General features: G+C 51.8%; 22 protein-coding genes, 2 tRNA genes and 3 pseudogenes. 15 read left to right on the top strand and 12 right to left on the bottom strand.

Annotated elements, in window-relative coordinates; all coding sequences use genetic code 11:
• Positions 1 to 7: 7 nt before the first annotated feature.
• Complete coding sequence (locus tag FN037_RS03600; protein WP_142501557.1) at positions 8 to 1156, bottom strand: Gfo/Idh/MocA family protein; 1149 nt, start codon at positions 1154 to 1156, stop codon at positions 8 to 10.
• A gap of 431 nt (positions 1157 to 1587) precedes the next feature.
• Here FN037_RS03600 and FN037_RS03595 point away from each other — a divergent pair, with 431 nt between their 5' ends.
• Both FN037_RS03595 and FN037_RS03590 read left to right on the top strand, forming a co-directional pair.
• Positions 1588 to 2457 (top strand): BadF/BadG/BcrA/BcrD ATPase family protein, encoded by an 870-nt coding sequence (locus FN037_RS03595; protein ID WP_142501556.1) that lies wholly within the window; start codon positions 1588 to 1590, stop codon positions 2455 to 2457.
• Between the two features lie 59 nt (positions 2458 to 2516).
• The gene (locus FN037_RS03590) at positions 2517 to 3647 is read left to right on the top strand and encodes an ROK family transcriptional regulator (RefSeq protein WP_142501873.1); all 1131 of its coding nucleotides are present in this window, start codon (positions 2517 to 2519) and stop codon (positions 3645 to 3647) included.
• A gap of 247 nt (positions 3648 to 3894) precedes the next feature.
• On the opposite strand, the gene FN037_RS03585 is transcribed toward FN037_RS03590, so the two are convergent.
• Entirely contained in the window at positions 3895 to 4986 is a 1092-nt protein-coding gene (locus FN037_RS03585; RefSeq protein ID WP_142501555.1) for an ABC transporter ATP-binding protein, read from the bottom strand.
• Positions 4987 to 5002: 16 nt separating this feature from the next.
• Complete coding sequence (locus tag FN037_RS03580; protein ID WP_138360520.1) at positions 5003 to 5608, bottom strand: GNAT family N-acetyltransferase; 606 nt, start codon at positions 5606 to 5608, stop codon at positions 5003 to 5005.
• Between the two features lie 591 nt (positions 5609 to 6199).
• Here FN037_RS03580 and FN037_RS03575 point away from each other — a divergent pair.
• The 5 genes from FN037_RS03575 (at position 6200) to FN037_RS03555 (ending at position 11432) form a co-directional block, all read left to right on the top strand.
• On the top strand, positions 6200 to 7498 hold the full coding sequence (locus FN037_RS03575) for an extracellular solute-binding protein (RefSeq protein ID WP_241675622.1): 1299 nt from the start codon (positions 6200 to 6202) through the stop codon (positions 7496 to 7498).
• 24 nt (positions 7499 to 7522) lie between these two features.
• A complete protein-coding gene (locus tag FN037_RS03570; protein WP_142501554.1) occupies positions 7523 to 8395 on the top strand; it encodes a carbohydrate ABC transporter permease in 873 nt (290 codons plus the stop codon).
• Entirely contained in the window at positions 8395 to 9213 is an 819-nt protein-coding gene (locus FN037_RS03565) for a carbohydrate ABC transporter permease (protein ID WP_138360523.1), read from the top strand. Before FN037_RS03570 ends, FN037_RS03565 begins: the two co-directional genes overlap by 1 nt.
• Position 9214: 1 nt before the next feature.
• Entirely contained in the window at positions 9215 to 10585 is a 1371-nt protein-coding gene (locus tag FN037_RS03560; RefSeq protein ID WP_142501553.1) for a glycoside hydrolase family 28 protein, read from the top strand.
• Between the two features lie 127 nt (positions 10586 to 10712).
• A complete protein-coding gene (locus FN037_RS03555) occupies positions 10713 to 11432 on the top strand; it encodes an alpha/beta fold hydrolase (protein WP_138360525.1) in 720 nt (239 codons plus the stop codon).
• 98 nt (positions 11433 to 11530) lie between these two features.
• Here FN037_RS03555 and FN037_RS03550 read toward each other — a convergent pair whose 3' ends face one another.
• Entirely contained in the window at positions 11531 to 12394 is an 864-nt protein-coding gene (locus tag FN037_RS03550; protein ID WP_138360526.1) for a PaaX family transcriptional regulator C-terminal domain-containing protein, read from the bottom strand.
• A gap of 95 nt (positions 12395 to 12489) precedes the next feature.
• Between FN037_RS03550 and FN037_RS03545 the strand changes: the two genes are divergently transcribed.
• The 3 genes from FN037_RS03545 to FN037_RS03535 all read left to right on the top strand — a co-directional run bounded on the left by FN037_RS03545 (position 12490) and on the right by FN037_RS03535 (position 16452).
• The gene (locus tag FN037_RS03545; protein WP_185929217.1) at positions 12490 to 14286 is read left to right on the top strand and encodes a CocE/NonD family hydrolase; all 1797 of its coding nucleotides are present in this window, start codon (positions 12490 to 12492) and stop codon (positions 14284 to 14286) included.
• Complete coding sequence (locus tag FN037_RS03540; protein WP_138360528.1) at positions 14283 to 14600, top strand: NIPSNAP family protein; 318 nt, start codon at positions 14283 to 14285, stop codon at positions 14598 to 14600. The genes FN037_RS03545 and FN037_RS03540 overlap by 4 nt, the downstream gene beginning before the upstream one ends.
• Before the next feature lie 685 nt (positions 14601 to 15285).
• On the top strand, positions 15286 to 16452 hold the full coding sequence (locus FN037_RS03535; RefSeq protein ID WP_142501872.1) for an iron-containing alcohol dehydrogenase: 1167 nt from the start codon (positions 15286 to 15288) through the stop codon (positions 16450 to 16452).
• 405 nt (positions 16453 to 16857) lie between these two features.
• On the opposite strand, the pseudogene FN037_RS24510 reads toward FN037_RS03535, so the two are convergent.
• A pseudogene (locus FN037_RS24510) lies at positions 16858 to 17219 on the bottom strand (transposase); the annotation flags it as partial.
• 432 nt (positions 17220 to 17651) lie between these two features.
• Between FN037_RS24510 and zigA the strand changes: the two are divergent.
• Positions 17652 to 18875 carry a zinc metallochaperone GTPase ZigA gene (gene zigA, locus FN037_RS03520; RefSeq protein WP_138363241.1) on the top strand — a complete coding sequence of 408 codons (1224 nt, stop codon included), beginning with the start codon at positions 17652 to 17654 and terminating at the stop codon, positions 18873 to 18875.
• Between the two features lie 171 nt (positions 18876 to 19046).
• Here zigA and FN037_RS03515 read toward each other — a convergent pair.
• Positions 19047 to 19288: pseudogene (locus FN037_RS03515) on the bottom strand (Arm DNA-binding domain-containing protein); the annotation flags it as partial.
• Between the two features lie 161 nt (positions 19289 to 19449).
• Positions 19450 to 19525 (bottom strand) — tRNA-Asn (locus tag FN037_RS03510).
• 6 nt (positions 19526 to 19531) lie between these two features.
• On the opposite strand from FN037_RS03510, the gene FN037_RS24740 reads away from it, so the two are divergent.
• The 4 genes from FN037_RS24740 to FN037_RS03495 all read left to right on the top strand — a co-directional run bounded on the left by FN037_RS24740 (position 19532) and on the right by FN037_RS03495 (position 22803).
• Positions 19532 to 19711, top strand: a complete 180-nt coding sequence (locus FN037_RS24740) for a DUF5951 family protein (protein WP_221887618.1) — start codon at positions 19532 to 19534, stop codon at positions 19709 to 19711.
• Positions 19712 to 19719: 8 nt separating this feature from the next.
• Complete coding sequence (locus FN037_RS03505) at positions 19720 to 21162, top strand: EmmdR/YeeO family multidrug/toxin efflux MATE transporter (RefSeq protein ID WP_138363240.1); 1443 nt, start codon at positions 19720 to 19722, stop codon at positions 21160 to 21162.
• A gap of 141 nt (positions 21163 to 21303) precedes the next feature.
• Positions 21304 to 21379 (top strand) — tRNA-Asn (locus tag FN037_RS03500).
• A gap of 161 nt (positions 21380 to 21540) precedes the next feature.
• Entirely contained in the window at positions 21541 to 22803 is a 1263-nt protein-coding gene (locus FN037_RS03495) for a tyrosine-type recombinase/integrase (protein WP_142501550.1), read from the top strand.
• A gap of 565 nt (positions 22804 to 23368) precedes the next feature.
• Here FN037_RS03495 and FN037_RS03490 read toward each other — a convergent pair.
• The 5 genes and pseudogenes from FN037_RS03490 to FN037_RS03460 form a co-directional block, all read right to left on the bottom strand.
• Positions 23369 to 24250 (bottom strand): integrase domain-containing protein, encoded by an 882-nt coding sequence (locus FN037_RS03490; RefSeq protein ID WP_138363238.1) that lies wholly within the window; start codon positions 24248 to 24250, stop codon positions 23369 to 23371.
• Between the two features lie 848 nt (positions 24251 to 25098).
• On the bottom strand, positions 25099 to 25431 hold the full coding sequence (locus FN037_RS03480; protein WP_142501549.1) for a type II toxin-antitoxin system PemK/MazF family toxin: 333 nt from the start codon (positions 25429 to 25431) through the stop codon (positions 25099 to 25101).
• Entirely contained in the window at positions 25432 to 25689 is a 258-nt protein-coding gene (locus tag FN037_RS03475) for an AbrB/MazE/SpoVT family DNA-binding domain-containing protein (RefSeq protein ID WP_138363237.1), read from the bottom strand.
• Between the two features lie 348 nt (positions 25690 to 26037).
• A complete protein-coding gene (locus tag FN037_RS03465; RefSeq protein ID WP_138363236.1) occupies positions 26038 to 26244 on the bottom strand; it encodes a helix-turn-helix domain-containing protein in 207 nt (68 codons plus the stop codon).
• Positions 26241 to 26675, bottom strand: a pseudogene (locus FN037_RS03460) (hypothetical protein); the annotation flags it as partial. The gene FN037_RS03465 and the pseudogene FN037_RS03460, both read right to left, overlap by 4 nt.
• Positions 26676 to 26720 lie beyond the last annotated feature (45 nt).

The raw sequence follows: 26720 nt of genomic DNA, 5'->3' as shown, positions 1-26720 counted from the left end.
CAAATAACTATCGTCCGAGTGCTTTATCGAACTCTGCCCAGCAGTTGCTCATATCGATAACGCTATGGGTTTTCCGGGCTTCATCGATTTTAATCGCGGTCAGACCGGCCTCCAGCGCATCAATGACGGAAACCTTCAGCGGAGTGCCCTGCTTCAGATGTTTGACGATCTCTTCCGCCATCAAAGCATCCGCGCCATAGTGGCCATCGTAGGCATTTCCGGCATAGGTTTTATCTTCAAGCCGGGCACGCGTACGCGCGTCGTGAACCCGGAAGTAGTTACGCACAAAATCCCCTTCTGCCTGGCCATCGGTGCCGATCACGCAAAAGCGGCGAAATTCGTCAGGTACGTTGAGATTGGCATGAAACGCCATCGTTCCGCCGTTGGCATATTCCACGATGGCCGTCTGATAATCGACAATATCCGCATCGCTGTCAAAGACGTGGTCGGTACTGGACCAGCCGCTGGGCTTCTCATGATAAACCGGCGATTGCGCCGTGATCTCACCGTCAGGCGTGTGGGCCGGGGTGAATGACTTCTTGCCGCCGAAGCTGGCGACACGGCGTGGACGCTCGCCGACCAGCCCCTGATAGAGATCGATATCATGGCAACATTTTTCCAGAATATAAGGCCCGGCGTAACGCTCCAGGCGCCGCCAGTCGCGCATGAAAAACGCGCCATGATAAGGGGGGATATGTTCAGTCGCTTCAATAGACGTGATTTCTCCCAACTGGCCGCTGGATTTTGCGGCGACCAGATCCTGATAGAGCGGTGAATAGCGCAACACCAGGCCGACAATCACTTTATCTTCGCCGTAGCGCGCGATCAACCGTGCCAGCGCCATGCTCTGGGCTTCATCAATCACCACCGGTTTTTCGGTGAAGATGGTGTAACCCGCCTGCAGGCCGGCCTCAATATGTTGTAGGTGCATAAAATTCGGCGAACCGATCATCAGCAAATCAAAGCCGCCGCTTGCCAGCATCTGTTCCAGTGAAGAAAAGGCTTTGCCCGGCTTAATACCAAATGTGCTTAGGTTCGGCAAACCTGCCGGCGCAGGATCGACATACCCCACAATAGTGAAATCCGGATCGGATTTCTTAAACTCTTTCACGACGTGGGACATACGGAACCCTAACCCAACAATGCCTACTTTCATGTTCAACCCTGCCTGCTTAAGAAATATGCCCGATGAAAAAGCGAGTGGGTTAACGATATCCCACGGCGCATTGTTCAATTTAACACCATCAACTTATTACGCCAAAAAAACTAAAGTCAATATTAAAAGTTGGTAAAAAAATTAATAACTTTTAATTTATTGATTTTATTGGTTTTAAGTTTTAAATCTTTTCCATATTTATTTGTTATTGCGATTTAAGTTTTTTTACCCTATCTTTTCGCTCAGAATTAGAGCGGGATTTGACGGTAACACCCCAATCATTCGAGTTGCAGGGCAACTGCCCCCGGGGCGTGATTGAACAGCGCTTGCGCCAGCCCCGGGGTAAGGCCGCATGCCGGCTCATACAGCTAACGCACCTGCAATTTGAAGTATGACGACGGGTATGATGACCCACGACCGGGAGGACAGCCTTGCGTTCTGAGTACTTCATCAGCGTTGACGGCGGCGGCACGCAATGCCGTACGCAATTAATCAATAAAGAGGGCCAGACCCTGGCAAGTCTGACCGGCGGTTCCGCGAACATCTGGAGTGATTTTACCGGCGCGATGACGCAGGCGACGCAACTGATCGCCGAGACTCTGCGGCTGGCGGGGCTGGGGAAAGAGCACTATTCCGCCATCACGGCGATCCTCGGGCTCGCCGGCGCGAATGTGCTTTCTGCGCGGCAGCGGGCGCAGTTATGGCCCCACGATTTTGGCGGCTGGCACGTTTTCTCCGACGTGGAAACCGCCTGTCTGGGGGCCCATTCCGGCCAGCCTGGCGCGGTGTTGATCATCGGTACCGGGAGCCAGGGGGCGGTCTGGGATGGCTCAGGGTTTCACTGCGTCGGGGGATGGGGGCTGCTGCTGTCTGACCACGGTTCCGGCTCGCTGCTGGGCCACCAGGCGTTGCGTCTGGCGCTGCAGGCGCATGAAGGGCTACAACCCATGACGCCGCTTACCCACGCACTGATGGCGCAGTTTGACCATTCTCCGCAATCATTGCTGAGCTGGTCGGCGAGTGCGTCGCCGGCGCAGTGGGGGCAGTTCTCGCCGCTAATCTTCGCCCACGCTGCTGAAAACGACTCCAATGGTGTCGCACTGGTCAAAGCGCGTGCCGATGAGACGACACTGTTGATTAACCATCTGACTCATCAGGGGGATTATCCTGTGGCATTGATGGGTGGCCTGGCGGAACCGTTATTACCCTGGCTTGCGCCAGAGGTGCAGCGGCAGATTGTCCCGCCGGCGCAAAATGCGCTGGCGGGAGCGTTGCAATGGGCCCTGGCCCGTAATTATTAGTCATTCTGTCCGGTGGAGCATGGGGCTGCGTCGGTCTTTTTTTGGTTAAAACTGTCATGATAAATGCGCCTTCCATAACCACCCGCATCCTCCGGCTGATTGTTGAATTATCGCCAGTGAGCCAGTCAGACCTGAAAGTTCGCAGCGGATTAAGTATGTCTACGGTATCCCAGGCAACTAACAGGCTGTTAACGAAAGGGATTATTCAGGAACTTGGGTTGCGTCGCGAATCGATGGGGCGGCCGAAAACGCTGCTCGGGCTGAATCCCGATTATGCCAATGTGATTGGCGTGCAACTGAATGCGGAACGCAACCTGATCGTAATGACCGATCTGGCGGGCAACCTGGTGGGCGAGCAGCAAATGCCGGCCGGAGAATTGACGCCACAGCAGCTGGTGCAGTCGCTGGCCAAATTCCTGAAAACGCCGGGCGACCGTCATGTCGGGGCGATTGGCCTCGCGCTGTCCGGCCTGGTGGATCCGCAAAGCGGCTACTGCATTCGTTCTACCGTGCTGAACTGGGATAATGTACCTGTCGTACAGCAGTTATCCGCGCGTTTTCAAATTCCCGTGTTTATCGAAAATGACGCTAACGCGCTGGCGCTGGCGACACAGGTTTTCGGTCAACTGGGGCAGGCGAAATCGGCGGTCGTGGCCACCTATGGTAAAGGCATCGGTGCAGGTATTATCCTCGATCGGCAGCTGTATAGAGGGCGCCACGGTACTGCCGGAGAGATTGGCAACGTATTGCTGAGCGACGGTTCCGGAGAGACCCTGGAAAGCGTGGCCTCGTCGAAAGCTATCTTACGCGCGCTGAAAGGCCAGACCGCTGCGAAGACGCTGCTGGCACTGGATGAGCGTCCATCGCCAGAAACGCTCGCGGTGCTGAAAAATGCCGCGCAGCATCTTGGCGTTTCCCTCGCTAATCTGGCCGCCGCCTTTGATCCCGATGTCGTTTATCTGGCGATGGAGCCGCATATGGCGTCGCGTATACTGCTGGATGAAGTTACACAGGTTTTTCAGACCTACCGACTTAAACTCTCCCCCCAACTGACGCCGCTGCAGTTTTTAACCGATTCCAGCCGTATGTGGGCGCAGGGCGCAGCGGGGCTGGCCGTCGATCGTCTGATTGATTTGCTGTCAATGGAAGAGGAAAATGATAACGAACAGAACAGCCGAAAACGGGGCTGATTAATTGATATAAAATAGATGCGCCCGTTACGGGCGCATGAGGCTGATGACAAACCTGATTTAGATTTAGATATTGTGCTCGCATTTCTGCCGGGTGGCTGCTATCGCCTTACCTGGCATGTAAAACCAATAATATCATCATGTTATGGATTTTTCGTAGGCCCGCGCAAGCGAAGCGCCGCCGGGCAATTCCGGAAAAACGCACTTTGTCAGCAATCTGATGCGCCCGTTACGGGCGCATTTTGCGTTAGCGAATACGGATGCCCTGCTGATCAAAAATACGGACCTGCGCTGGCGGGATCCCTAGCTCCACCGTCTGGCTGGTTTCGATATTTTCGCCATGGCGCTGTTCGACGACCAACATCTCCTCGCGGCCAATATCCAGATAAATATAGTTAGTGTGGCCCAGTTTCTCGATAAAAGAGACCTGTGCGTGAAAACGGTTCTGTGGCTCCAGTAGATGGCCTGGCAGAACGTGTTCAGGGCGAATACCTACCCATAGCGTACTTCCTTCCGCTGGCTGAGAGCCAAGTGGGCAGACTAATGCCGCCATATTCAGTGCCGGAATTTCCAGTTGCACTTCGCCTTCGCGGGCCGCTCTCACCGTCGCCGGTAGAAAGTTCATTTTAGGCGAGCCGATAAAGCCGGCGACAAACATGTTATCCGGATCGTGATAAATCGCCAGCGGCGAGCCGGTCTGTTCAATACGCCCCTGACGTAACACCACAATTTTATCCGCCAGCGTCATCGCTTCCAACTGATCGTGGGTGACATAAATCATTGTGCTGCCGAGTGTTTCATGTAAACGGGCAATCTCAATGCGCATCTTAAGACGCAGCTCGGCATCAAGGTTGGAAAGCGGTTCGTCGAACAGAAATATATTAGGCTGACGGATGATAGCGCGCCCGATAGCCACACGTTGACGCTGGCCACCGGAAAGCGCGCGCGGCAGACGGGAGAGATATTCCTTCAGGTGTAATTTTTGTGCGATGTCATCCACTTTTTGGTTGATTTCCTCCCTGGGCCGCCTGGCCATCATCAGCGGGTAGGCCAGGTTATCGCGCACGCTCATATTGGGATACAGAGCGTATGACTGGAAGACCATCGCGATACCGCGTTCAGATGCCGGCTGTCTGGTCATGTCGGCACCGGCGATGAGCAATTGCCCCTCACTAATCTCTTCCAGACCGGCAATCATGCGTAAAAGGGTTGATTTACCGCACCCTGAAGGCCCAACGAAGACCACAAATTCACCGCTATTGATGGTCAGATCAAGACCGTGGATCACGGTCAACTGATCCCAGCGTTTTTTTACATTACTCAGAACCAGATTGGTCATTTCGCTTCCCCCTCAACTACAGCAACTGCCCCATATAGATGGCATTGCGGCGGAAAATATGCCGGAAGCCCATTTTTTCGTAAAACGCGCACACCGTCTCATTTTGCAAACTCACGCCGAGGTGAACGCCGCTAACTCCTCGCGCGCGCAGCGCGGCGAGCTGATGCGCAATCAGCCGCCGTCCCCATCCGCCAGACTGGGCGACGGGCAGCAGGTTTATATGCAGATGCGCGGGCCAGGATTGCGAAAGTTCCTCGCTTGCGCGGGCAGGATGACGAATCTGTCCGAGGACTTTCATATCCAGATCCGCCAGAGGTTCCCGCTGAGCATATTTTTTTTGCAGCACCGGCCACCATTCGCTGGCCAGCTTGTTTTCGAACGCCTCCGTATCCGGTGCTGCCACGACATATCCCACCACCGCGCCGTCCAGTTCGAGGACAAACGCAAAATCAGGCTCGTATAAGGCGTAGGGCACAACATATAGCAGGCCGGGATAGTCTGGGTCGCTGTATAAACCGGTGGCATTTTTACCCGCATTGGCCGTTTCCAGGCAAATAAGGCTCAGGGCTTCGCGATCTTCGGGTCGCACCGGGCGAATAACGCCACGCAGATCTGGCTTCATGGATGCTCGCTCATTGTTGAACAGATTTACGCCAACTTAATTAAAGCGCACTTTTTTTTCAAGAAATAATAATTAGGCATTTGACGTTAAATGACCGTAGAACATTTTTTCCGTTTCACCAGCGAGAAGTCGCACTTATGACGCGAATTGTGATCGGGGTAAAATCTGTCTGAATTTATTGCTTTTCCCACTGCCGCTGCCGTTTGCAGGAACATTATCCGAGAGTGAGTATACGATTTTCATATGCCATCTATTTGAGATTAATGAATATTATTTTGTGTAGCATGAAAAACCACTATTCAATCAACTATGATTATCAGGAATGGTAAGACGTAATTTTAACCAGTTTATTATTCTGATTATCAGCGGATAAGGTACGGCTTCACCAGATTATGACCGCGATCTAACCGTGGCAAATGGAGTTTGACTTTGTTTTTTATATAAAGTAAGTGTATTCGTGATGTTGAATTGTGCATCGCCAGTTGCCGAGTGCGGGAAGTACTCAAGGCAGATTCGCAGGGAGGTTTGTCCTGTTTGTGTCCATGAGAGTCCAGTCCTATGTGTGATTCATATAAGGTTTGCCGTTCCCGTATGACAGGTATTACCGCGCTCGCGACGCTGGTTTTCGCTGCGCTCTCGTCCCCGGCTATCGCCGCGACGGTGACGCTCTCTGCGTGGGATATTTATAACTATCCTGAACAGAGCGCGGTCATTGATAATGCGATTAAAACGTTCACCGCTGCCCATCCCGGTATTCAGATCGATCGTTCCGTACATGCGTTTGAAGATACCCGCATCCCGCTAAAACTGGCGCTCTCCTCCGGCGACGGGCCGCAGGTGGCGCAAGTCAATCAGGGCGGTGGCGATATGGGCGCGCTGGTGAAAGAGCACCTGCTGGCTCCGCTTGATGAGTATGCGACCAAGTACCAGTGGACCACGCGTTTTCCTGATTCCATTCTCAAACGTAACCGCTGGTCGGAGAAACAGGACTTTGGCAGCGGCCATCTTTACGGCGTCGCGAGTCTGGGGGAGATGGTGGGGCTGTATTACAACAAAGCCTTGCTGGATAAAGCTGGGATCCCGGTGCCGAAGACCATGGCTGAATTTAATCAGGCGCTGGAAAAACTGAAGCAGGCCGGCACGCCTGGGCTGATGCTGGGATTACTCGATGGTAACGCCGGGCAGCAGATGCTCAGCACCTTATGGGAGGTGCAGATCGATAGCAGTAAACGTCAGGCTCTGGATAAGCTTATCTATGATGTCGGTGGTAGCTTTAAAGATCCGGCGCTGGCTAAGGCGGCGGGAATGATGCAGGAGTGGAACCATAAGGGGTATTTCTTCCAGGGGTTCCAGGGGATTGGTCATGACGATGCGGCGACGCTGTTCCAGAGTGGCCAGGCCGCCTTCTTTATCAGCGGGACCTGGTATATGGGGCAATTTAAGGCCAATAAAGATATCCATTTTGCCGCGCTGCCGACGGTGCCGGGGGTCAATAAACCGCTGATGGTCGGCGGGACCGACCTGCCATTCTCCATCACCAGTACGGCAAAAACCGCGGAGCAAAAAGCGGCTGCTGCACAATACATTGATTATATTGTTTCCGATAGCGTCGCCAATGAGTGGCTGAAAGCCGGTTTTCTGCCAGCAACCTCCTCAGCCAGCGCTACGCTGCCGAAGGACAATCCGCTGCTTGCCGATGTCTACCAGACGTGGGTGACCGTCAACAAAAACGATGCGCTAGGGCATTATCTGGACTGGGCGACTCCGACGATGTTAACCACCCTGAACCAGAACGTACAGTTGCTGATGGCTGACAAAATCACGCCAAAACAGCTGACTGAAAATGCCGATCAGGACTACCAAAAATATCTGGCTTCATTAAAACACTAATTACGGTGAGGTGAAAACTGCGCCATGCTCAATCGCTCACGTTTGAGTAATACGGTCTATATTCTGCCGGCATTACTGGTTTATACCATTTTTCTGCTTTTCCCGCTGCTCGCCTCGCTGGCGATTGCTTTTACCGACTGGGATGGCAGTACCCGACCGCTGTTTATCGGGTTGAGTAATTTCGTGCAGATTTTCAAAGACGGTCAATTCTGGACGGCGGTTGGCAACAACGTCATCTTCATGTTGTTCTACACGTTGTTGCCCGTGAGCCTGGGCCTGGCACTGTGCAGTTTTCTGAGCCAGTTACGCAACAATAAAGAGCTTACCGTACTCCGCGTACTCTTTTTCCTTCCCTATATCATGCCGATGGCAGTGCTTGGGGTGGTGTGGCGCTGGTTGTATAACCCCGCGATGGGGCCAATTAACCAGTTTTTGCGTGCTGTCGGTTTACCCCATCTGGCTCTCGCCTGGCTGGGGGATTTCGACTGGGCTCTGCCGGCCACCGGGATGGTGGCGGTCTGGTACTTCTTTGGCTTTTGTCTGATCTTATTCATGGCAGGCATTCAACGTATGGATCCCTCGATTCATGAAGCGGCGGAGCTGGACGGCTCATCGCACTGGCAGAAATTCCGCCGCATTACCTTGCCTGCGCTGTTGCCTGAGATTCGTATCGCGCTGATTATTACGATTATCGCCAGCCTGAAAGCGTTCGATCTAGTTTATGTCATGACCCAGGGTGGTCCAGGAACCTCCACACTGGTGACAAATATGTATATGTATCAACAAGGGTTCGATTTACGCCATTTTGGCTATGCGTCGGCGGTGGCTATCGTCAGCCTGATCATTGTGCTCGGTATTAACGGCATATTGCATATCGTTATGCGGGAGAAAAAATAATGCCTCAGCGATCGCCCATTTTCTCGCGTGCCTTTCTCTGGCTGCTGGCGTTACTGACTATCGCCCCTTTCCTGATGGCGCTGCTGACCTCTTTTAAAACCCAGATGGAGCTGTTTCAGGGGGTCTTTAGCCTTCCTCAGTCGTTTAGTTTTAAAAATTATGTATCCGCCTGGGAAGATGGTCACTTCCGCATTTATTTTGTTAACTCGGTGCTGGTGGTGTTCCCGGTTGTGATAATGAGTATCCTGCTCGGCGTGCTTTCGGGCTTTGGCTTTGCATTTCTACGCATCCCCGGGAAAACGCTCTTTGCCTTACTCATGGCGCTGGGAATGATCCTGCCCTCCGAGTCGTTCATTATCCCGCTGTATCATGAATTGCGCTGGATGGGGCTGACCAATACCTACCTTGCGTTAATTTTACCGCAGGTCGCGCTGTCGATCCCGTTTACCACCCTGATGGTGGCGACGGCGCTGCAGCAGGTGCCGAAGGAGCTGATTGAAGCGGCGATTATGGATAACACCCCGCGTAAGCGTATTTTGTGGAAAATTTTGCTGCCGGCTATCTGGCCGACCCTGTCAACGCTGGCGCTGCTGCTGTTTATCTGGACGTGGAACGAATTTCTTATTCCACTGATTCTGGTCAATCAGGAAGAGCTGCGGACGCTGCCGATTGGTATGATGTTCTTTCAAAATAAAAACACCATTAACATTCCTGTGCTGATGGCGGGCGCGATGATCGTTATTTTACCGCTGGTGGTCATTTTCCTGATTTTTCAGCGTAAATTTATCAGCGGCGTTACTGAAGGGGCGGTGAAATAATATGCATATTACGCTCAGCGAGCGGCCTGATGTTCCCGATGACGCGCCGGTCACGGCATGGATTCAGCAGGCGATAGATCATATTGCCGCAGCAGGAGGCGGGATGCTGACCCTTCCCGCAGGCCGCTATGTGACGGGGGCGCTGGTTCTGCCCTCGCATTTTCATCTGTACCTGCAGCGCGGGGCTGAACTGATCGCCAGCCCGGATTATGCCGATTATCAGGCCGGGGAAACGCTGACGGTAGCGGAGCAGTCGCAACGGGGGCTGATTTATGCTTACGATCAGTGCAATATCACGCTTAGCGGCGCCGGTTCGATCAACGGTAACGCTGATTTCTGGTTCTCTCCGGTGCGCGACGAGCAGGGGTACCGGATGCCGGCCAGGGAGCGCCCGAGGATGATCGTGCTGGAGTCCTGCCAGCATGTTTGTCTGCGCGGGATACGCCTGTTTAACGCCCCGATGTGGACTGTGCATCTGGTCAGCTGCCAGCATGTGGTAGTCAGCCAGTTGACGATTGACAATGATATGACCATGGCTAACACCGATGCGCTGGATATTGACAGCTGTCAGTTTGTGCACATTAGCGATTCGCTGTTTAGCGCCGCTGATGATGGCATTTGCCTGAAAACCACCAACAAACCTGGCAACCTGCGCGGCCCGACCCGCCATGTCACCATAACGAACTGCACGCTGCGCTCTTACAGCTCGGCGTTTAAAATTGGTACTGAGACCGTTGACGATATTGAAGATATCACCCTGCGCGATTGCACGATTATCGACAGCAACCGGGCGATTGGCATTATCAGCCGCGATGGCGGGTGGTTCCGGCGCCTGCATTTTCACAATATCTCTTTTGTCTGCCGCTACGTTAACGCCTGTCACTGGGGACGCGCCGACCCTGTTTTTATCTCCAGCCGACGTCGCGACCCCGTTGTGGCGCCGGGCGCGATAAGCCAGGTGCGTTTCAGCGCGTTGCGCGGACATGCCCAGGGGGCGATTAACCTGCATGCAGAAACGGCAGGGGAAATCGACGATATTCATTTCAGCGAGATCCAACTGCAGCAGCGATTTAGTGAAAACGCGCAACAGGGCAGTTACGATATCCGGCCTCCCTGTAACCCGGCACAACCGACGGGTAGCGGTCTGGATAACGCCTTTTTACTCAATCCGCTAACGGGTGAGCCTTACGGCGTCGAACGCTACCCTGGCGGTATGCCGGCGCTGTTTGCCAGCGGCGTGACCGGGCTGCGGCTGGACAACTGCCTGTTTGAGCGTCCGACACCGATTCCTGAAGGCTGGAATCATGAGGCTGTAGTGGTGGAACGGATAAGCGCCGTCGAAAACTTGTCGCGCAACGGTAACGGGAGTTAACGCCCTTAAAAGGCGAGGGTCACGGCTTCGCAGTTCCGCTAGCTTGTATGCCTTGGGTTCCTGGCATTGCATGGGGCTACCTGGTCTGTCAGAACAAAGAAACTATTAATTCAAAGATGCTACTCTTATGATTTTAATCCAGTCTTTTCAGGTGCCTTTTAATGGTGAAACTATCTATGCTGAAAGTACATTTGGCCGCAATGGACATATCTTGATGCTTCATGGCGGCGGTAAAGATCGAAAGGTTTTCTACAAGTACCGCGTTCTTATGGATGAGTTAGGCGTTGGAACGACTGTGTTTGATTTTTTAGGTCATGGTGAGACTGGTGGTGACATGCATGAGTCCTCTCTTTTTAGTCGTACGATGCAAGCAAAGGCGGTGATTGCTTATCAGGGGCTGGCGCTGACAGGCTGTATGGGCGTAAGTATGGGGGCGTATAATGCACTTCAACTGAGTAAAGAGGTTCGACTACAATCTCTAATCCTCATGGTGCCCGGTGTCTATTCAATGCCTGCTTATAAGGTTAATTTTGGTCCTGATTTTTCTGCAATCATACGCCAGTTCCGAAATTGGGAAGAGACGGATGCCTGGGATATAGCCGCTGAATTCACGGGGAATTTACTTGTTATTGCCGCCGAAAATGACACAATAATTCCATCTGAAATACCGAAAAGACTAGTTTCTTCAGCCTCCCGCACCTCACAGAAAAAACTTCTGACTATTCCTGATGCTGGCCATAATAATATATGGCAGAATTTAATGTTCTCACCAGACTTATATGAAAAGGTATGCTCTGCTTTTGATGAATGCCTGGTAAATCAAATTGACAGGCTCCCAGTTGATTAATGAGTTTTAACGCTGCATTAAAGCTGACAGAATGACAATGATCGCGTCATGGTGAATATCAACCGTTATTTTTTCTGTAACGATAGTTCCTTTATTGATTAACCGTCATGCTGGCCAGGCGTGCTTATCACCGACTCAACCCTGCATTCGGAGGCAAGTGCTGCAAACTGCCGGTCCGCCACTGGGCGAAGCAGGGAATAACATTGCCAGAATATTATTCTGGAACGGTCTGAGTCCCGGTCCGGCCCTGTAGGGTACGCAGGCAGACCTGGATCGTTTCGCAGCAGTAGCGTCCAGTCATTGACCAGTTCAATCAGCCGAAATAGTGCCGTATCGCTTTGCTGCGGTGCCTTATCCCAGCGTGTCTGGAAATCCAGATGTGCTGCCCGGATACTTTCAATGTCCCATGTCTGCCGGACCAGCGCGAAAAAGCGGCCGGCATCCGGCGCTTTGCCATGAAAGAACTGAATATCGTCCAGTATTTCCACAGGAAGTATATCGGTCAGCAAACGAACGGCGTCAATCCGTCCCGGCGCCAGCCATAAACGAGGATCAATCTTACTAAACCCGGCCCAGTCAAGTCGTGTGTGAAACTGATAGCGGGACGTCTCCTTGTAGGATGCGTCCATGAAGAACAAAAAGGTCCAGATGTCTTCGCCACAACCGAAGGGAGTGGTCGAGAAGATCCGATCCCGTCCCTGGGTCAACTGCATTCTGCACATGTCGGTTAGGGAATAATGGGCAGTGCGGCCATGTTTAACACGGTTTAACAGCCCGCGTTCGACCATGCGGGTCAGCGTCATGCGCACGGTGATTTCCGGTAGCTTGGCTGGAGACAGTGCGTCAAGAAAAAAGCGGGTCGGAAGAAAAATCGGCGCCGGTTGTTCGAGCAAATAAAGTCCCAGCAGGCCGAGGATGAGACTTTGAGTCGATCCCGAAATAGAGGTGGTTATGGTTGTCATCGATCCCCTTAAACTTTACATTTTTTTCTTAAAGTCTATTATCAGTATAATATTAAATGGCCCTTGATGAAAACCAGACACTTCAGGATGGTTCTATGAGCACAATATTGCCCGATCATCGTTTTGGTCTTGATGTTATCTACCGCCCGGCAAATCCGCCGGAAACGCCCGATTCTCATGCTGAACCGTTGCATCGGGATTCGCGAATCCTGCCGCAAGGGTATGTTCATCAACCGGATGCTATGCCGTTGCCATGCGCCATTCGTCAGGATCGGGATGCGGTGGTCAAACTGACAAGCGGCGCTGATATTTATGTCGACATCTATCGACCTGTTGATAGCAGACCGGTTCCCGCTATTCTGGTGTGGTCTCCGTATGGTAAGACAGGAGGCTGGTGGACGGTTAATCTGCCCCCAGCCAAATTTGGCGTACCTGCGAACGCGGTGTCAGGATTGCAGTGTTTTGAAGCGCCCGATCCCGCTTTCTGGGTAAACCGTGGCTATGCGGTCGTTATTGCTGATGCGCCAGGCTCCATGCAATCGGGCGGTGATATGTTGTGGTGGGGCGCAGCCGGTGCGGCCGACTCTCACGATATGGTTGAATGGATTGCCGTACAGGACTGGTGCACGGGCAAAGTTGGTATGTCGGGTAATTCGCAACTGGCGATTATGCAATGGTTTACGGCCGCTGTCCGGCCACCACATCTGACTGCGATTGCCCCGTGGGAAGGATTGATTGACATGTACAGGGATAATCTCGCGCAAGGCGGCATTCCTGATCCGCTGTTTCAGCGTGATGAAATCTACCCCCGGCTTTACGGACTCAATCGTATGGAAGACCCCTCGGCGATGATCGAACGCTATCCGCTGATGAATGATTACTGGGCAGACAAACGCGTGCAGCTTAGCGCTATCGATATACCCGCCTATGTTGTCGCGAGCTACACTAATCCCCTGCATGCGCGCGGTACGCTGGAGGCCTTCAACGGCATCGCCTCTCAGGAAAAATGGTTACGTATTCATAACAGTATGGAATGGCCCGATCTCTACGACCCACGCAATGTTGAGGATCTGGCACATTTTTTCGATCATTTCCTTAAAGGCGAAGAGAACGGCTGGGAAGAAACGCCGAAAGTGCGGATGTCGGTTCTCGATCCGGGCGGTACAGATGAAATCGGGCGGATCGAAACCGCCTGGCCACCGGAAAGGGCAGTCGCGCAAACTTTCTTCCTCGATGCTGCGCAAAGAACATTTACCACTACACCTGCGGCAGAATCGGCAAGTGCCGACTACCTCAGCAGCGATATTCAGCAGTCGCTGGTTTTTGAATTTTCGGTCGATGAGGAGATGGAGTTACTGGGATCTTCCCGACTCCGTCTCTGGGTTGAGTCGGACGGGGCTGATGATATGGATCTCTTCGTTCAGCTTTACAAAACCAGCGCTGATGGACATAAGCGCTATCATATCTGCGTCCCTGGCGAAGAAGCGCAGACCGGCATTCGACATCTGGAACGGGATGGGCGTTTGCCAGCCATGCTGAGCTATGCCGGGCCAGAGGGGCGTCTGCGTGTTTCCCATCGCGCACTCGATGAGACGATTTCCGGGCCATTACAACCCCATCACCGCCATGATCGTGAGGAACGCCTTGTTCCCGGTGACATTGTGCCTGTGGATATCGCGATTTGGCCGACGGCACTGAAGATCCATTGTGGAGAAACGTTACGGCTGGAGATCGCCGGACTGCCGCTTGGTGGTTACGCGCTGCCCGGTATGCCTGGGGGTTTTAACATTCCGACCCGTAATACAGGGCGGCATATTATCCATACAGGTGGGCAATATCCGAGTTGCCTTGTGATGGCACTTGTTCCTGCCAATAGAGGAGCCGATGCATGAGCACATTCGAAATACGTACTTATACCTTGAAGTCTGCTGCCGCAGCGATGGCTTATCAGACGATCTGGCTCAAACATATAGAAAGTCTTCACCACTTTGGCGTTACCACTCATGGCGTCTTCTCTGCGCCCGACGATCCGCGACGGGTTATTGCCCTGGTGAGCTATGAGGAAGGGGCGTCAGCGGGTGACGTTACCGAGCGCTATATGGCAAGTGAACTCTTTCAGGCCGACATGGCCGGTTTTGACTTTTCAGATTTCGTTTCTGTAGAGGCAACGGCATTGCTTCCCGCACCGTTTTCACCCCTGAAATAGCGTTTTCCATCGCTCAATACGGCGGTATGGAGCTCTTCTCTGCTGGAAAAGGGCGTGTCAGACATCCCGCCGCGTTATTCTGCTGCAGCTACAGGTCTGGAATAAATTCTACCTGTATATTGCGTCAGTTATTCGTAACTATGACCAACATTCGGAAAAGAAATTAACCGGGAATTATCATGATGATTAATAATTTTGAAATGAAATATTCATTGAACGGTATTATTACACGTTGCTTGCGATCCAGTAAACGTCAACAATAGCTGGTGCATGGTTAACGTGTCACTGCCTGTAACAAGCTGTTTTTTTGGTTCTTTTTGCCACTGTTGATCTGATTTGTAAAAAAATAGGATGTATAGCAAAAAAAATGTGATGTAAAACGCAAATATTTTTCTATATGTTCGATAATATTTAACACGAATTCAGCAATCCTGTGGCTGTTCCATACTCATAATATTTAACACCTGCCGCTTATCGCCTCTCGTAGCATAAGAGACGTCTTGCGATTACATAAAAAGTATCGGAAAGCGTACAGAATTATCCATTCCACATCATCCAAATTGCGGGTGTCTGCAAGCGCGCAAGTCAGCAGAGGCATAACTGGTGCTATGAGTGGCTATTGCTTACCGCTGGCAAGAGGATGATCTGGTGCAGCAGGTCGTTACTTAAATCAGGTGAGGGGAAAATGCCTACATATTATTTTTTACCCACGAGAAACGTTTTCGGTGAGGGCAGCGTAAAAGAAGCTGGCCAATTGGCAGCGACGCTAAATGTTAAAAAGATATTGATTGTGACCGATAAATTCCTCGCGCAAAACGGTATGGCGGAAAGGGTTGCGGGGATCTACCATGACGCTGGTATAGAGACCCATATTTTTGGTGGGGCAGAACCCAACCCCACGGACAGAAACGTTGAGGCCGGTATCATTTCTTATCGGGAGAACGGCTGTAATGCCATTGTTTCACTTGGTGGCGGATCTTCTCACGACTGTGCCAAAGGTATCGGTCTGGTGGCCGCTAACGGCGGCAATATCAAAGACTATGAAGGTGTTGATAAATCCAGCAATGATATGATCCCGCTAATGGCGATCAATACCACCGCCGGGACGGCTTCTGAAATTACGCGTTTTTGTATTATCACCGACACTGAGCGCAAAGTGAAAATGGCCATTGTTGACTGGCGCGTGACACCGCAGATTTCCATTAACGACCCGGAACTGATGGTAGGAATGCCGCCTTCGCTGACCGCCGCAACCGGTATGGATGCGCTGACGCATGCTATTGAAGCTTATGTGTCGACTATGGCTAATCCGCTTACCGATGCGGCGGCATTAAAAGCCATCAGGATGATCACGCAATATCTCCCTAAAGCGGTGGCCAACGGCGAGTATATGAAAGCAAGGGACAACATGGCCTACGCGCAATATCTGGCCGGCATTGCGTTTAATAATGCCTCTCTGGGGTATGTTCACGCGATGGCGCACCAGCTCGGTGGTTTCTATAATCTTCCTCATGGCGTTTGTAATGCCATATTGCTTCCCTATGTACAGTCGTTCAATTTAATGAGTAATCTCAATCGGTTCAGGGATATTGCCGAAGCAATGGGGGAACATGTCAACGGCATTTCCACGGATGAGGCCGCGGTTAAAGCTATTGTGGCTATCCAACGATTAAGCAAACAAGTGGGTATTCCGCGTGATTTGAAGAGCCTTGGTGTGCGGCCGGAAGATTTCGCCATCATGGCCGATAACGCTAAAAAGGATGTTTGCCAGTTGACTAATCCCCGTAAAGCCTCCAAAGAGGAAGTCATTGAATTGTATCGGCGGGCATATGAAGGTGAACCCGCTCTGTAACGCTTGCCATGAGGTGCGATACGACACCAGGCGAGGTGTTTGTCCACATCCCGCTGCAGGGATTGTCCGGCGAGGCGGAACTTCTTTCCTGAGCGGCGGCGATTAAAACACCGTCATTTCACTGTTTTTGACAAGAATAAAGGCGCCGGATATGTTGCTGGCGCCTTGTGTTGGTCATTCAGTGTGCGCTTTTCCCGTTTCAGCCACTCAGACTTATTGGAATACACTCGCTGCTGTTATCCGTCTGAATCCGTGCCGGCACGCGGTTATCCAGCACCTGAGAGCATCCATTATGCTGACCGCATCCTTGCCTTTCAGCGATTTTCCGTTATGTGAGAGGCTGGATTTGACCCTATATATCCAGATGTCTTTTCTCTCTTACGGTTTCGTTTTCTGCTGACGTTAAGCAAGGCGCTGCTCCATAAGCATTTCTCTTACATTCGCCTCAATGGTGTACAGTCCGCCGCTCCATTCCCGTACTTCTTCTGTCAGGGGGAACTGGCCGCGAATGTGCGCATCATGTATCTCACGGCGGGCATGTGCCCGGCAGGCCGCCTCTGTTATCTGGCCACTGCGGCATAGCTCATTAACCCCGGCATATGCATCCATCTGTAGCCCAGCGGTGAAACCGGTAGATGGGGCTGCCGGGGATACCTCTTCTGTCTGGTGGGAGAGTCGGGGAACCACATTGCCGCTGGCAGTGCTGGCCCGGCGTCACGAACATACGTCCATAGCCGCCTGGCCCTCATTTTCTTATTGCCTGGCAGTTAGACCCGTATCTTCTCTCGTCCTGAAACGAGGAAAATTTACTGATGTTTTGAGCGTACCGCGTAAGAAAGAAGAACTGGCAAATCAGTGTTGTTATGTTATAACATAACAATAAAAATGAAGGGTCATGTTTTCGTACTGGAAAAGCATAAGCAGGTGCAGTGTTTAAACTTGAAGATATTCTGGCATCAATCTACGGGGATTCTCATGGATTGATCGCTGCAATTTCACAGCAATATGACAGACATTAGAGAAGTGTGAATGCTTGCCTGGATGGATCAACAGACCCTTGATGAAACCTTATTGACTGCAGAGAGTGGCGCACCAGTCAGCAGAGTTGTTTTGATAACGCCATTAAAGAAGAAGAACTCATCGTGCGCAACGATTCAGGTTAATCCGGACACAACGAATATTTGAGGAGATGTAAGGTAATGTCTGAAGTCAGTGCAAGTTTTCATGGAGATAAACGCCTGCCGGTTACTGTACTTTCGGGATTTTTGGGAGCAGGGAAAACGACCCTGCTTAACCATATTCTGAACAACCGGGAGGGCCGTCGCGTTGCCGTCATTGTGAATGATATGTCTGAGGTAAATATTGATGCAGCCCTGGTGAGGGAAGGTGGTGCGGAACTCTCCCGTACGGATGAAAAATTAGTGGAAATGAGCAACGGTTGCATTTGTTGCACATTGCGTGAAGATCTTCTTCTCGAAGTTAATCGTCTGGCAAAAGAAGGGCGTTTTGATCAGCTAGTCATTGAGTCTACAGGTATTTCTGAGCCCCTTCCTGTTGCTGAAACGTTTACCTTTGCGGGGGATGACGGTGAGAGTCTTTCGACGGTGGCTCGCCTTGATACCATGGTTACCGTGGTGGATGCGTACAATTTTCTGAAAGACTACGGTTCGAAAGACAGCATTCAGTCACGCGGGGAATCGTTAGGTGAAGGTGATGGAAGGCGCGTTGTTGACCTGCTGATCGATCAGATTGAATTCTGTGATGTGCTGGTCCTTAATAAAGTTGATCTTATCAGTGAAGCGCAAAAAGAAAAACTGATGGCGGTTTTACGTTCGCTTAATCCACGGTCAAGAATCGTTGTTTCACAGTTTGGACAGGTTCCGCTGGGCAATATACTTAATACCGGGCTATTTGATTTCGAGCAAGCCGCTCAGGCGCCTGGCTGGCTTAAAGAACTCCGGGGCGAACATACGCCGGAGACAGAAGAATATGGGATTACCAGCTTTGTCTTTCGCGCCCGCCGACCTTTTCATCCAGCCCGTTTCTGCCAGGTGATGGAAAATAAGCTGGATGGAGTTATCAGGTCAAAAGGTTACTTCTGGCTGGCCAGTCGTCCGGAATTCGCTGGTTCATGGTCGCAGGCTGGCGGTATCGCTCGGCAGGGACTGGGGGGAATGTGGTGGGCAAGTGTGCCGAAAGAACGTTGGCCAGAGGACGCTGAGTCATTGAAGTTTATCATGTCTAACTGGATAGATGGCATTGGTGATGCCCGTCAGGAACTCGTTTTTATTGGGATGGATATGAATGAATCAGAACTGCGCAACAAACTGGCTTCCGCCCTGTTAACGGATGCTGAAATGGCGGAAGGGCCTCAAAAGTGGCAGCATTATCCCGACCCTATGGAACCCTGGTTCGAGGAATGAATTGAAGACCCCGCTTTTTAGCTCATATCTGATATTAGCGACAATGTCCTTCGACACTTTTTAAAATGAACGGTGTTGAGCACCGTTTTTAATCACCTCACCAGAACCTACCGAAATATGGTGCAGGTTTATTAGCGCTGATTTATGGGGATCCCGCAGCGCTGTTGCGGGGGGATTAATATTCAGCGCCAGCATTTTACAGATACCTTCACGCTGCTGGCGGGCGTCAGAAAGGGAGACGGCAGGCCAGGCACCCAGCGCAATACGGGTCTTTTGCCGTTTATACGGTACTTGAGATCCCAGAGACGGGAACCACCAGGCTTGACTAGCAGATACAGACCGTGGGAATCGGAGACTTTAAAAGGTTTTGCGGATGGTTTTAAGTTGCGGATTCTCGCGTCGGACAGGGACATTTGGGGGTCACTCCGTCATCGAACCAACTTGACCCCAAATCTGACCACCAAATTCTCCCGATGCGGAGGGTAAACTGAAAATGCATCGGAAAGACTTTTCACGCTAACCTCTTGAATCAACATCAGATAAGGATTCGCAAAGATGCATGAAAACAGGAAATTGGCTCCTCTGACTGGACTCGAACCAGTGACATACGGATTAACAGTCCGCCGTTCTACCGACTGAACTACAGAGGAATCGTTGTGGAGTCGTATCTTAGCGGCGAAAAAACTTTTGTCAAACATCAATTCACCGTCCGGTGTTTGACTGGCGTATCCATCAACAATTTGTCGTTATTACCAACAATTTATCGGGAAAAACGCTTTGCAGGATTACCTTTTCTCTATCATCATTTGAAATGTAGTTTCAACTTTTCTCACTAAGGTCTCCCTTGAACGTCACTTCCACATTACGCCAGTCCGTCGAACGTACGTCCTGGTTCAAAAAACGTAAGAGCTACAGCGTCCTCTACTGGCGTGAAATCAGCCCTCTTGCGGTCCCTATTTTGCTGGAAAACGCCTGTGTGTTGCTGATGGGCGTATTGAGTACATTTTTGGTCAGTTGGTTGGGGAAGGAGGCAATGGCGGGAGCAGGTCTGGCCGATAGCTTCAACATGGTGATCATGTCCTTTTTTGCTGCCATCGATCTTGGAACCACGGTGGTGGTGGCCTTTAGCCTCGGTAAACGAGACCGCCGTCGGGCAAGGGCGGCAGCCCGACAGTCGCTGGCAATAATGACGCTGTTTTCTGTTGTTCTGACGGCAATAATTCACGCTTTTGGTGAAGAGATCATTGATTTTGTTGCCGGAGATGCCACCACACAAGTAAAAGATCTGGCATTAACCTATCTGGAACTGACGGCTCTAAGTTACCCGGCTGCGGCAATCGCCCTTATTGGTAGCGGTGCGTTGCGTGGGGCAGGAACCACTAAAATTCCGTTGTTGATTAATGGTGGAATGAACATTCTGAATATCATTATCAGCAGTATTCTTATTTATGGCATTTTTTCCTGGCCTGGATTGGGATTTGTCGGGGCAGGACTTGGCTTAACGATTGCCCGCTATATTGGCGCACTGGCAACCATCTGGGTGTTAATGATCGGTTTTAACCCGGCGTTGCGGATTTCGCTAAAGAGCTATTTCAGGCCGTTTAATTTCGCCATTATCTGGGAAGTCATGGGGATTGGTATTCCCGCCAGTATTGAATCTGTCTTGTTCAATGGCGGTAAATTGTTGACGCAGATGTTTGTTGCCGGAATGGGGACGAACGTGATTGCGGGTAACTTTATTGCCTTCTCAGTGGCGGCGCTGATCAACCTGCCGGGGAACGCGCTCGGATCGGCGTCGACAATTATTACCGGCAAACGACTGGGTAAAGGGCAAATTGGTCAGGCGGAACGTCAGGCATGGCACGTTTTCTGGCTATCAACAATCGTTTTGACGATCATTGCCTGGGGAACCGCACCATTTGCCGGCCTGATAGCCTCGTTCTATACCAGCGAAAATGATGTCAAAGTCGTGGTGAAGGAACTGTTATGGCTAAATGCCTTTTTTATGCCAATTTGGGCGATGGCCTGGACACTGCCTTGCGCTTTTAAAGGCGCGCGTGATGTGCGTTATACCATGTGGGTGTCGATGCTGGGCATGTGGGGCTGTCGCGTGGTCGCGGGCTACACTCTGGGGATTGTGCTCGGTATGGGGGTAATTGGCGTCTGGCTGGGGATGGTACTCGACTGGGCTGTGCGTGGTGTACTGTTTTATTGTCGGATGGTCAGCGGGCGCTGGTTGTGGAAGTATCCGCGAAACAAGATACGCACAGAGGATGCTGCGACCTAAAGCAGTAAAACCAGGTTCTGACGGGTGGCGAATGCGACTTTTTGTCCAATATGGAGAAAAAGTCGGCAAACGGTTTGAAATGTGAAATCAGCCTTTGACAAGGTGGGGCGTCATCGTTAATATGCGCCCCGTTCACACGATTCCTCTGTAGTTCAGTCGGTAGAACGGCGGACTGTTAATCCGTATGTCACTGGTTCGAGTCCAGTCAGAGGAGCCATATTCCTGTTTTCATGCGTGCTTATAAGTCCCTATTCGATTAGGTTTCAATAAGTTAGCGTGAAAATTTTTCCCGATGCGTATCTGGTTCTCCCTGCGCATCCGGCGAAATTGGTGGTCTGATTTGGGGTCATTTCAGTTCGATAATGGAGTGACCACCATATGTCCCTGTCCGACGCGAAAATCCGTAGTATCAAGCCTTCTGATAAACCCTTTAAACTGACCGATTCTCATGGTCTGTATCTGCTTGTCAATCCGGGCGGTTCACGCCTCTGGTATCTTAAATATCGCTTCAACCGAAAAGAATCCCGCATTGCCTTAGGTGCCTATCCGCAGGTTTCACTTTCCGACGCCCGCCGGCAGCGCGACGGTATCCGTAAACTGCTGGCGCAGAATATCAATCCTGCACAACAACGCATAACTGAAAAAGCCGCCGCGTCACCGGAAAAATGCTTTGAGGCCGTTGCGGTGGCATGGCACAAAACCAACAAGAAATGGTCGGCTGACTATGCAGAGCGCATCCTCGCCAGTATGAAAAATCATATCTTCCCGGCAATTGGTCATGTGCCTGCCACAATGCTGAAAACGCAGCATTTCACGGCGTTACTGAAAGTTATCGAGGATAAAGGCTTTCTGGAAGTCGCGTCCCGAACCCGGCAACAGCTTTGCAACATCATGCGTTACGCCGTACAGCAGGGACTGACTGAAAACAATCCGGCGATGCATCTGGAAGGCGTCACCGCGCCGCCGGTTAAAAATCACTATCCCGCCCTGTCGCTGGAGCGGTTGCCCGAGCTGCTGGAACGTATCGGTGACTATCAGCAGGGACGGCAGTTAACAAGGCTGGCGGTAGCGCTGACCCTGCATCTGTTTATCCGTTCCAGCGAACTGCGCTTTGCCCGCTGGAGCGAGATTGATTTCAGAAACAAAATCTGGACCATTCCCGCCACTCGCGAGACCATAGAGAAAGTCCGTTTCTCTGGTCGTGGCGCAAAAATGCGTACCCCGCATATTGTGCCGCTTTCTCATCAAGCTATCGCCATTCTGAAGAAGATAAATGAAATCTCCGGTCATCTGGAACTGGTGTTCCCCGGTGATCACAATCCTTACAAACCGATGAGTGAAAACACCATCAACCGGGCGTTACGTCTGATGGGCTACGATACCAAAACCGACATCTGCGGGCATGGCGTCCGGGCAATGGCCTGTAGCGCACTGGTGGAATCTGAACTCTGGTCGCGGGATGCGGTGGAGCGTCAGATGAGCCATCAGGAGCGTAACAGCGTGCGGGCGGCATATATTCACCGCGCCGAACACCTCGACGCCCGCAAGGCTATGATGCAATGGTGGTCGGATTATCTGGATGTCAGCCGCGAGGGATACGTTGCGCCCTATATTTATGCCCGGCGGCATGAGGCAGCCTGAGCCAGTAGCAGTATGATTTGTTAAAAATGAAAAAGCAGATCCTGATTGAATCCGGATCTGCTTTTTGCATCGAGAGGATTTGACTTCAATTTTATAGTTACTAATCAGAAAGCGTACAAAATTATTCCACGTCGAATAATTTCAGGCGATAACTGCCAGATAATCTGTACCAGAAACCGATTTACCGATACGCCATAACTGCACCAGTTCAATGTCACCGTTTACCTGCACCAGTCTACCGTAGCCTGTTAATATCAGGACTGCACCAGTTAAAGCCCTTTCAGTCCCTGGCCCTTTCCGGTCTGGCGCTGTTACCCTTCGTCACCCTTTACCGGGCCTTTTCCTTTTGCTGGCGCAATCATCAGCAAGAGTACTGTGATGCTGCACCAGAGACGAATAATAGGCTATACCGTTCAGAATCATCGTTATTGAGAGGAAAACGTACAAAAAATTTCTGGGTGGAAATTTTTTGTACGAAAACCGATTAATCACCCAATTTTTTAAGACAACGACTATCAATCGCTCTTGTCTGCATATTTTACAAGTTAAAAACTATTATTGTTTGTCAGTCAACTTCCCGCCCGTAAACCTGCGCCACATACCGCCCACGTCCGTCGCCGTGACCCAAATCCATCGCCGTCATTGCCAGCGCTTCCTTCTCACAAAATCCCTGCGCCAGATAATGACGAATGGCATCCTGCGCCCACGCATAGCGCAGTGAATGTGGGGAATATGCGCCCGTTAACCCGAGACGTGACGCCTGACTGTGCCAGTATTTCATAGCGCTTTTCAGGTCCGGCTTATCGATCAGCCTGCCGTGACGATCTTCTGCCACGGTCAGCGCATTATCCAGCGCTTTTCTGACAGCATCAGCATCAAGAATAATCGTCTCGCGGGGTCGTCCGCCTTTGGTGCCGAACACCACGGTTAACCGGGTATCACAGCGCTCCAGCGCCTGCCGCCACGTTTTCAGCGACTGTACGCTCTGCACCGCCTCCTGCGAACGCAGCCCCATCAGCCTTGAGAGTTCCAGCGCTGCCGCTATCCCCGGATCTTTTGCATGGGCCGTCTCCAGCACGTCGCGATAGTGCTCCGGCGTGATAGCCAGCTTTGTACCGTTACGGGATGCGCCAGACAGACCAAGAGAACGGTTGTTCAGCCGCTCACTCTGCGCCAGCCTGTCACGTCCGGCCTGTTCCAGAATGCAGCGCACCGCCGCCATCTCGTTTTGCAGGGAACGTTTTGTAATGCCCTGCGCGAGTCGTTCACGGATATAACCCTCTATATGCCGCGCCTTAAGCTGCTCCACCCGGCGAATTTGCACATTCTGCGCCAGTACCAGACGTTCACAAAACCGCTGCGCCAGCTTAACGCGGTCGTGAACGGTCTTATGGCTACCGCCTGCCTGCTGCGCAAGCCGCTTCATTTCCTGCTCCAGAATCCCCATATTTTCCCCCTTTCATGATTGCCGCAAACTCATCTCCAAAAAACCAACACTGATACAGCTTTCCCCGGCGCACAGGCCGATAGCCCCTGTTTTTTGTCGGGGCTGCGAACGATACCTGAGCGCCGGGGCGGCAGCCGTTGAGGTGTGGTGGGGCTTCGGTTGTGCTCTCTGAGCAGCCGCCCGCTTGCACGGGTTATCCCCCGGATCGTCCAGATCCGCCTCGGTATCGGTTCATGTTCTCCTTATTGGGTAAAATGGCCTGAAAAGGCAGTGTCAGAATCCAGCCATGAGCTGGCGCAGTTGAGTTGTCTGGTGCAGGTCGAAAGGGCTGCGTGCGTCACTTTCCCGCTTTGCGCGGTTAAAGTGACGCACTGGACTGATGCAGTGTTTTTAAAATCACAGACTGGTGCAGTTTTACGGTCACGCGGCAGCAAAGCCTTCCGGCAATGCAGGCCACAGCCCGTAAGGTAAAAGGCGCTGAGGGTGTCAGCAGATACAGGTTAGTCGGGAGAATTCCGGCGCGGTGCAGATTCAGACCAGCAGGCTGGCGCAGTAAAAGGACGTATCGTGTTAAAACTCGGGCCTCCGTTGCGATGCTCTGCGACCCGGTGTTTGCAGAGGTCTGCACCGGTAAACGGATCAACCTTCCTGATAACAGGCGCTTCTTTCAGGTTGTGAAGCGTGGCGCTGTCAACGACAGCATAGAGCAAGGGGGAGGCTACGCCAGTACCGCTGGCGCGGAAAGGAGAAACTGTTTTTACCTGCAAAAAATTTTTTAATCACTTGTCGTTATAAAAAATGAGGGCGCGGTATGTGACAGCGCCCTCGTTCAGGTTACATAAAAAGCATCAGCTCAGAATGGCTTCCAGTCGGGCCAGTACTTCATTCACGACAGCATCGGGTATACGTTCCAGCCGCTTACCGTTACGGGCTCCCATATCAATGGTTCTGGGCTGGTCGCAGCGAATAACGCCCGTTGTTTTTGTTCCCGCGCCGTCCAGTGAGACGGTAAAACCGGCTGCGTGGGCGAAGTTTCCACCGCTGGTGACGGGAACAACAACGGGCAGCCGGGTCAGCTTGTTAAACGATGCCTTCGATACGATAAGCACCGGACGTTTTCCGCTTTGCTCGTGACCAGCAATCGGATCCAGTGAAACGAGCCAGATTTCCCCTCTGTCCATTTACAGGATCTCCTTGCCCACCGCAGGCGCATCAATCCATTCCCGATCCTCTTCACTCATTTCGGCGTGCGGATCGCACTGCGCCAGCAGTTCTTCGAGCGAATAGCGGGGACGTTTTTGAGGTTCAATAATCAAGCAGCCATTATCAATGATCATGCCCACTTCGCTGTCCGTCGACAGCCCCAGCGTTTTTAGCACGGCGGGAGGAACCGCCAGCATGACGGATCCGCCAACCTTTTTCAGACGAGTGGTATACATAGCGCACCTCCGGATATTATATTTTAATATAACATCTACGGCAGGCGATGCACAATTATTCATCAGATTCATTGTGATTTCCTTAGCGTAATAAAGCGTGAAGAAAGCCTTAATCCATCAGAGGACAGATCCGGCAGTTTTCAAAGGCGACATTGCCGGTAAAAGGGCAACCATCCTGATACCTCAGGCGCTTCTTTCAGGTCATGAAGCATTTCGTGCAGGCGGGAGCTTAGTGGGTAACAAAGAAGGCTGATAATAGGAAACTGTTTTTGCGATTCAAAGGATTATGACGGATCGGATAAACAAAATGCGGCGCAGCTTCCGTATCCGGGCTGCGCCGGGGGGATATCAGCGGTAGCGCGAAAGCCAGTTTTGTTCCGGCGTGACACCCAGCGCGTCGGCAATCAGTTTTTCACCTTTGGGCCAGTGGCGGTAGAGTGCATTTTCCAGCGTGGAAGAGGCCAGACCCGCCTGACGAGAAAGTGCCGCCAGTGAGGTTCCCTTTTTTCTTACGGCCGCGATAATGTCGGCAGGATGCCAGTCAGACTGCATCATGCTTTGGCCTCCACCCCGTCAATAAACTTCACGCCGTCGGCGGTACGTAACCAGCGTGGAGCAGTGATTTCATCAGAGAAATAGTGGATCAGGTCGTACAGCAGGCAGCCAAGGTAATTTCGGGTTTCCGGTAATAGCCCCTGTCCCGTCAGCACCTGCGTCAGGGCAAGGCAGTAGTGGCAAAGTTCGGTACATTCGGGATCGAAACGCGGTGAGCTGGCAGGGAGTGTATCAACGGTCAGACTGTCCATCATGTGATCCGGGATCGGATCGAGCAGCGAGGGCTGGAGCAGCCTCAGACAGGCGTTAAGCCTGCCGCAGAGCGCCATTTTCAGCGTGGGATCGTCGTGTTCGATCAGGATTTCGGCGAACTGTTTGCAGTGTTCTGCCAGTACGGTGAAATCCGTGGCAGCGTTGAAGGGAACGGAAAGTTGCTCAGAGTTTCGTTATTTGTGATTTGTCTCTCCTCATTATCG

It is taken from the genome of Klebsiella sp. 2680 (genome assembly GCF_900198535.1).
Taxonomy (GTDB): Bacteria; Pseudomonadota; Gammaproteobacteria; order Enterobacterales; family Enterobacteriaceae; genus Klebsiella; species Klebsiella indica.
This window is presented reverse-complemented; position numbering and strand designations above follow the sequence as displayed.

Bases quoted from the DNA above. Each gene is read 5' to 3' on its own strand.
- FN037_RS03575 (WP_241675622.1), top strand. From the start codon at position 6,200: ATGACAGGTATTACCGCGCTCGCGACGCTGGTTTTCGCTGCGCTCTCG.
- FN037_RS03550 (WP_138360526.1), bottom strand. From the start codon at position 12,394: ATGACAACCATAACCACCTCTATTTCGGGATCGACTCAAAGTCTCATC.
- FN037_RS03585 (WP_142501555.1), bottom strand. From the start codon at position 4,986: ATGACCAATCTGGTTCTGAGTAATGTAAAAAAACGCTGGGATCAGTTG.
- FN037_RS03465 (WP_138363236.1), bottom strand. From the start codon at position 26,244: ATGATGCAGTCTGACTGGCATCCTGCCGACATTATCGCGGCCGTAAGA.
- FN037_RS03545 (WP_185929217.1), top strand. From the start codon at position 12,490: ATGAGCACAATATTGCCCGATCATCGTTTTGGTCTTGATGTTATCTAC.
- FN037_RS03475 (WP_138363237.1), bottom strand. From the start codon at position 25,689: ATGTATACCACTCGTCTGAAAAAGGTTGGCGGATCCGTCATGCTGGCG.
- FN037_RS03600 (WP_142501557.1), bottom strand. From the start codon at position 1,156: ATGAAAGTAGGCATTGTTGGGTTAGGGTTCCGTATGTCCCACGTCGTG.
- FN037_RS03540 (WP_138360528.1), top strand. From the start codon at position 14,283: ATGAGCACATTCGAAATACGTACTTATACCTTGAAGTCTGCTGCCGCA.
- FN037_RS03495 (WP_142501550.1), top strand. From the start codon at position 21,541: ATGTCCCTGTCCGACGCGAAAATCCGTAGTATCAAGCCTTCTGATAAA.
- FN037_RS03480 (WP_142501549.1), bottom strand. From the start codon at position 25,431: ATGGACAGAGGGGAAATCTGGCTCGTTTCACTGGATCCGATTGCTGGT.
- FN037_RS03535 (WP_142501872.1), top strand. From the start codon at position 15,286: ATGCCTACATATTATTTTTTACCCACGAGAAACGTTTTCGGTGAGGGC.
- FN037_RS03490 (WP_138363238.1), bottom strand. From the start codon at position 24,250: ATGGGGATTCTGGAGCAGGAAATGAAGCGGCTTGCGCAGCAGGCAGGC.
- FN037_RS03560 (WP_142501553.1), top strand. From the start codon at position 9,215: ATGCATATTACGCTCAGCGAGCGGCCTGATGTTCCCGATGACGCGCCG.
- zigA (WP_138363241.1), top strand. From the start codon at position 17,652: ATGTCTGAAGTCAGTGCAAGTTTTCATGGAGATAAACGCCTGCCGGTT.
- FN037_RS03555 (WP_138360525.1), top strand. From the start codon at position 10,713: ATGATTTTAATCCAGTCTTTTCAGGTGCCTTTTAATGGTGAAACTATC.
- FN037_RS03565 (WP_138360523.1), top strand. From the start codon at position 8,395: ATGCCTCAGCGATCGCCCATTTTCTCGCGTGCCTTTCTCTGGCTGCTG.
- FN037_RS03580 (WP_138360520.1), bottom strand. From the start codon at position 5,608: ATGAAGCCAGATCTGCGTGGCGTTATTCGCCCGGTGCGACCCGAAGAT.
- FN037_RS03570 (WP_142501554.1), top strand. From the start codon at position 7,523: ATGCTCAATCGCTCACGTTTGAGTAATACGGTCTATATTCTGCCGGCA.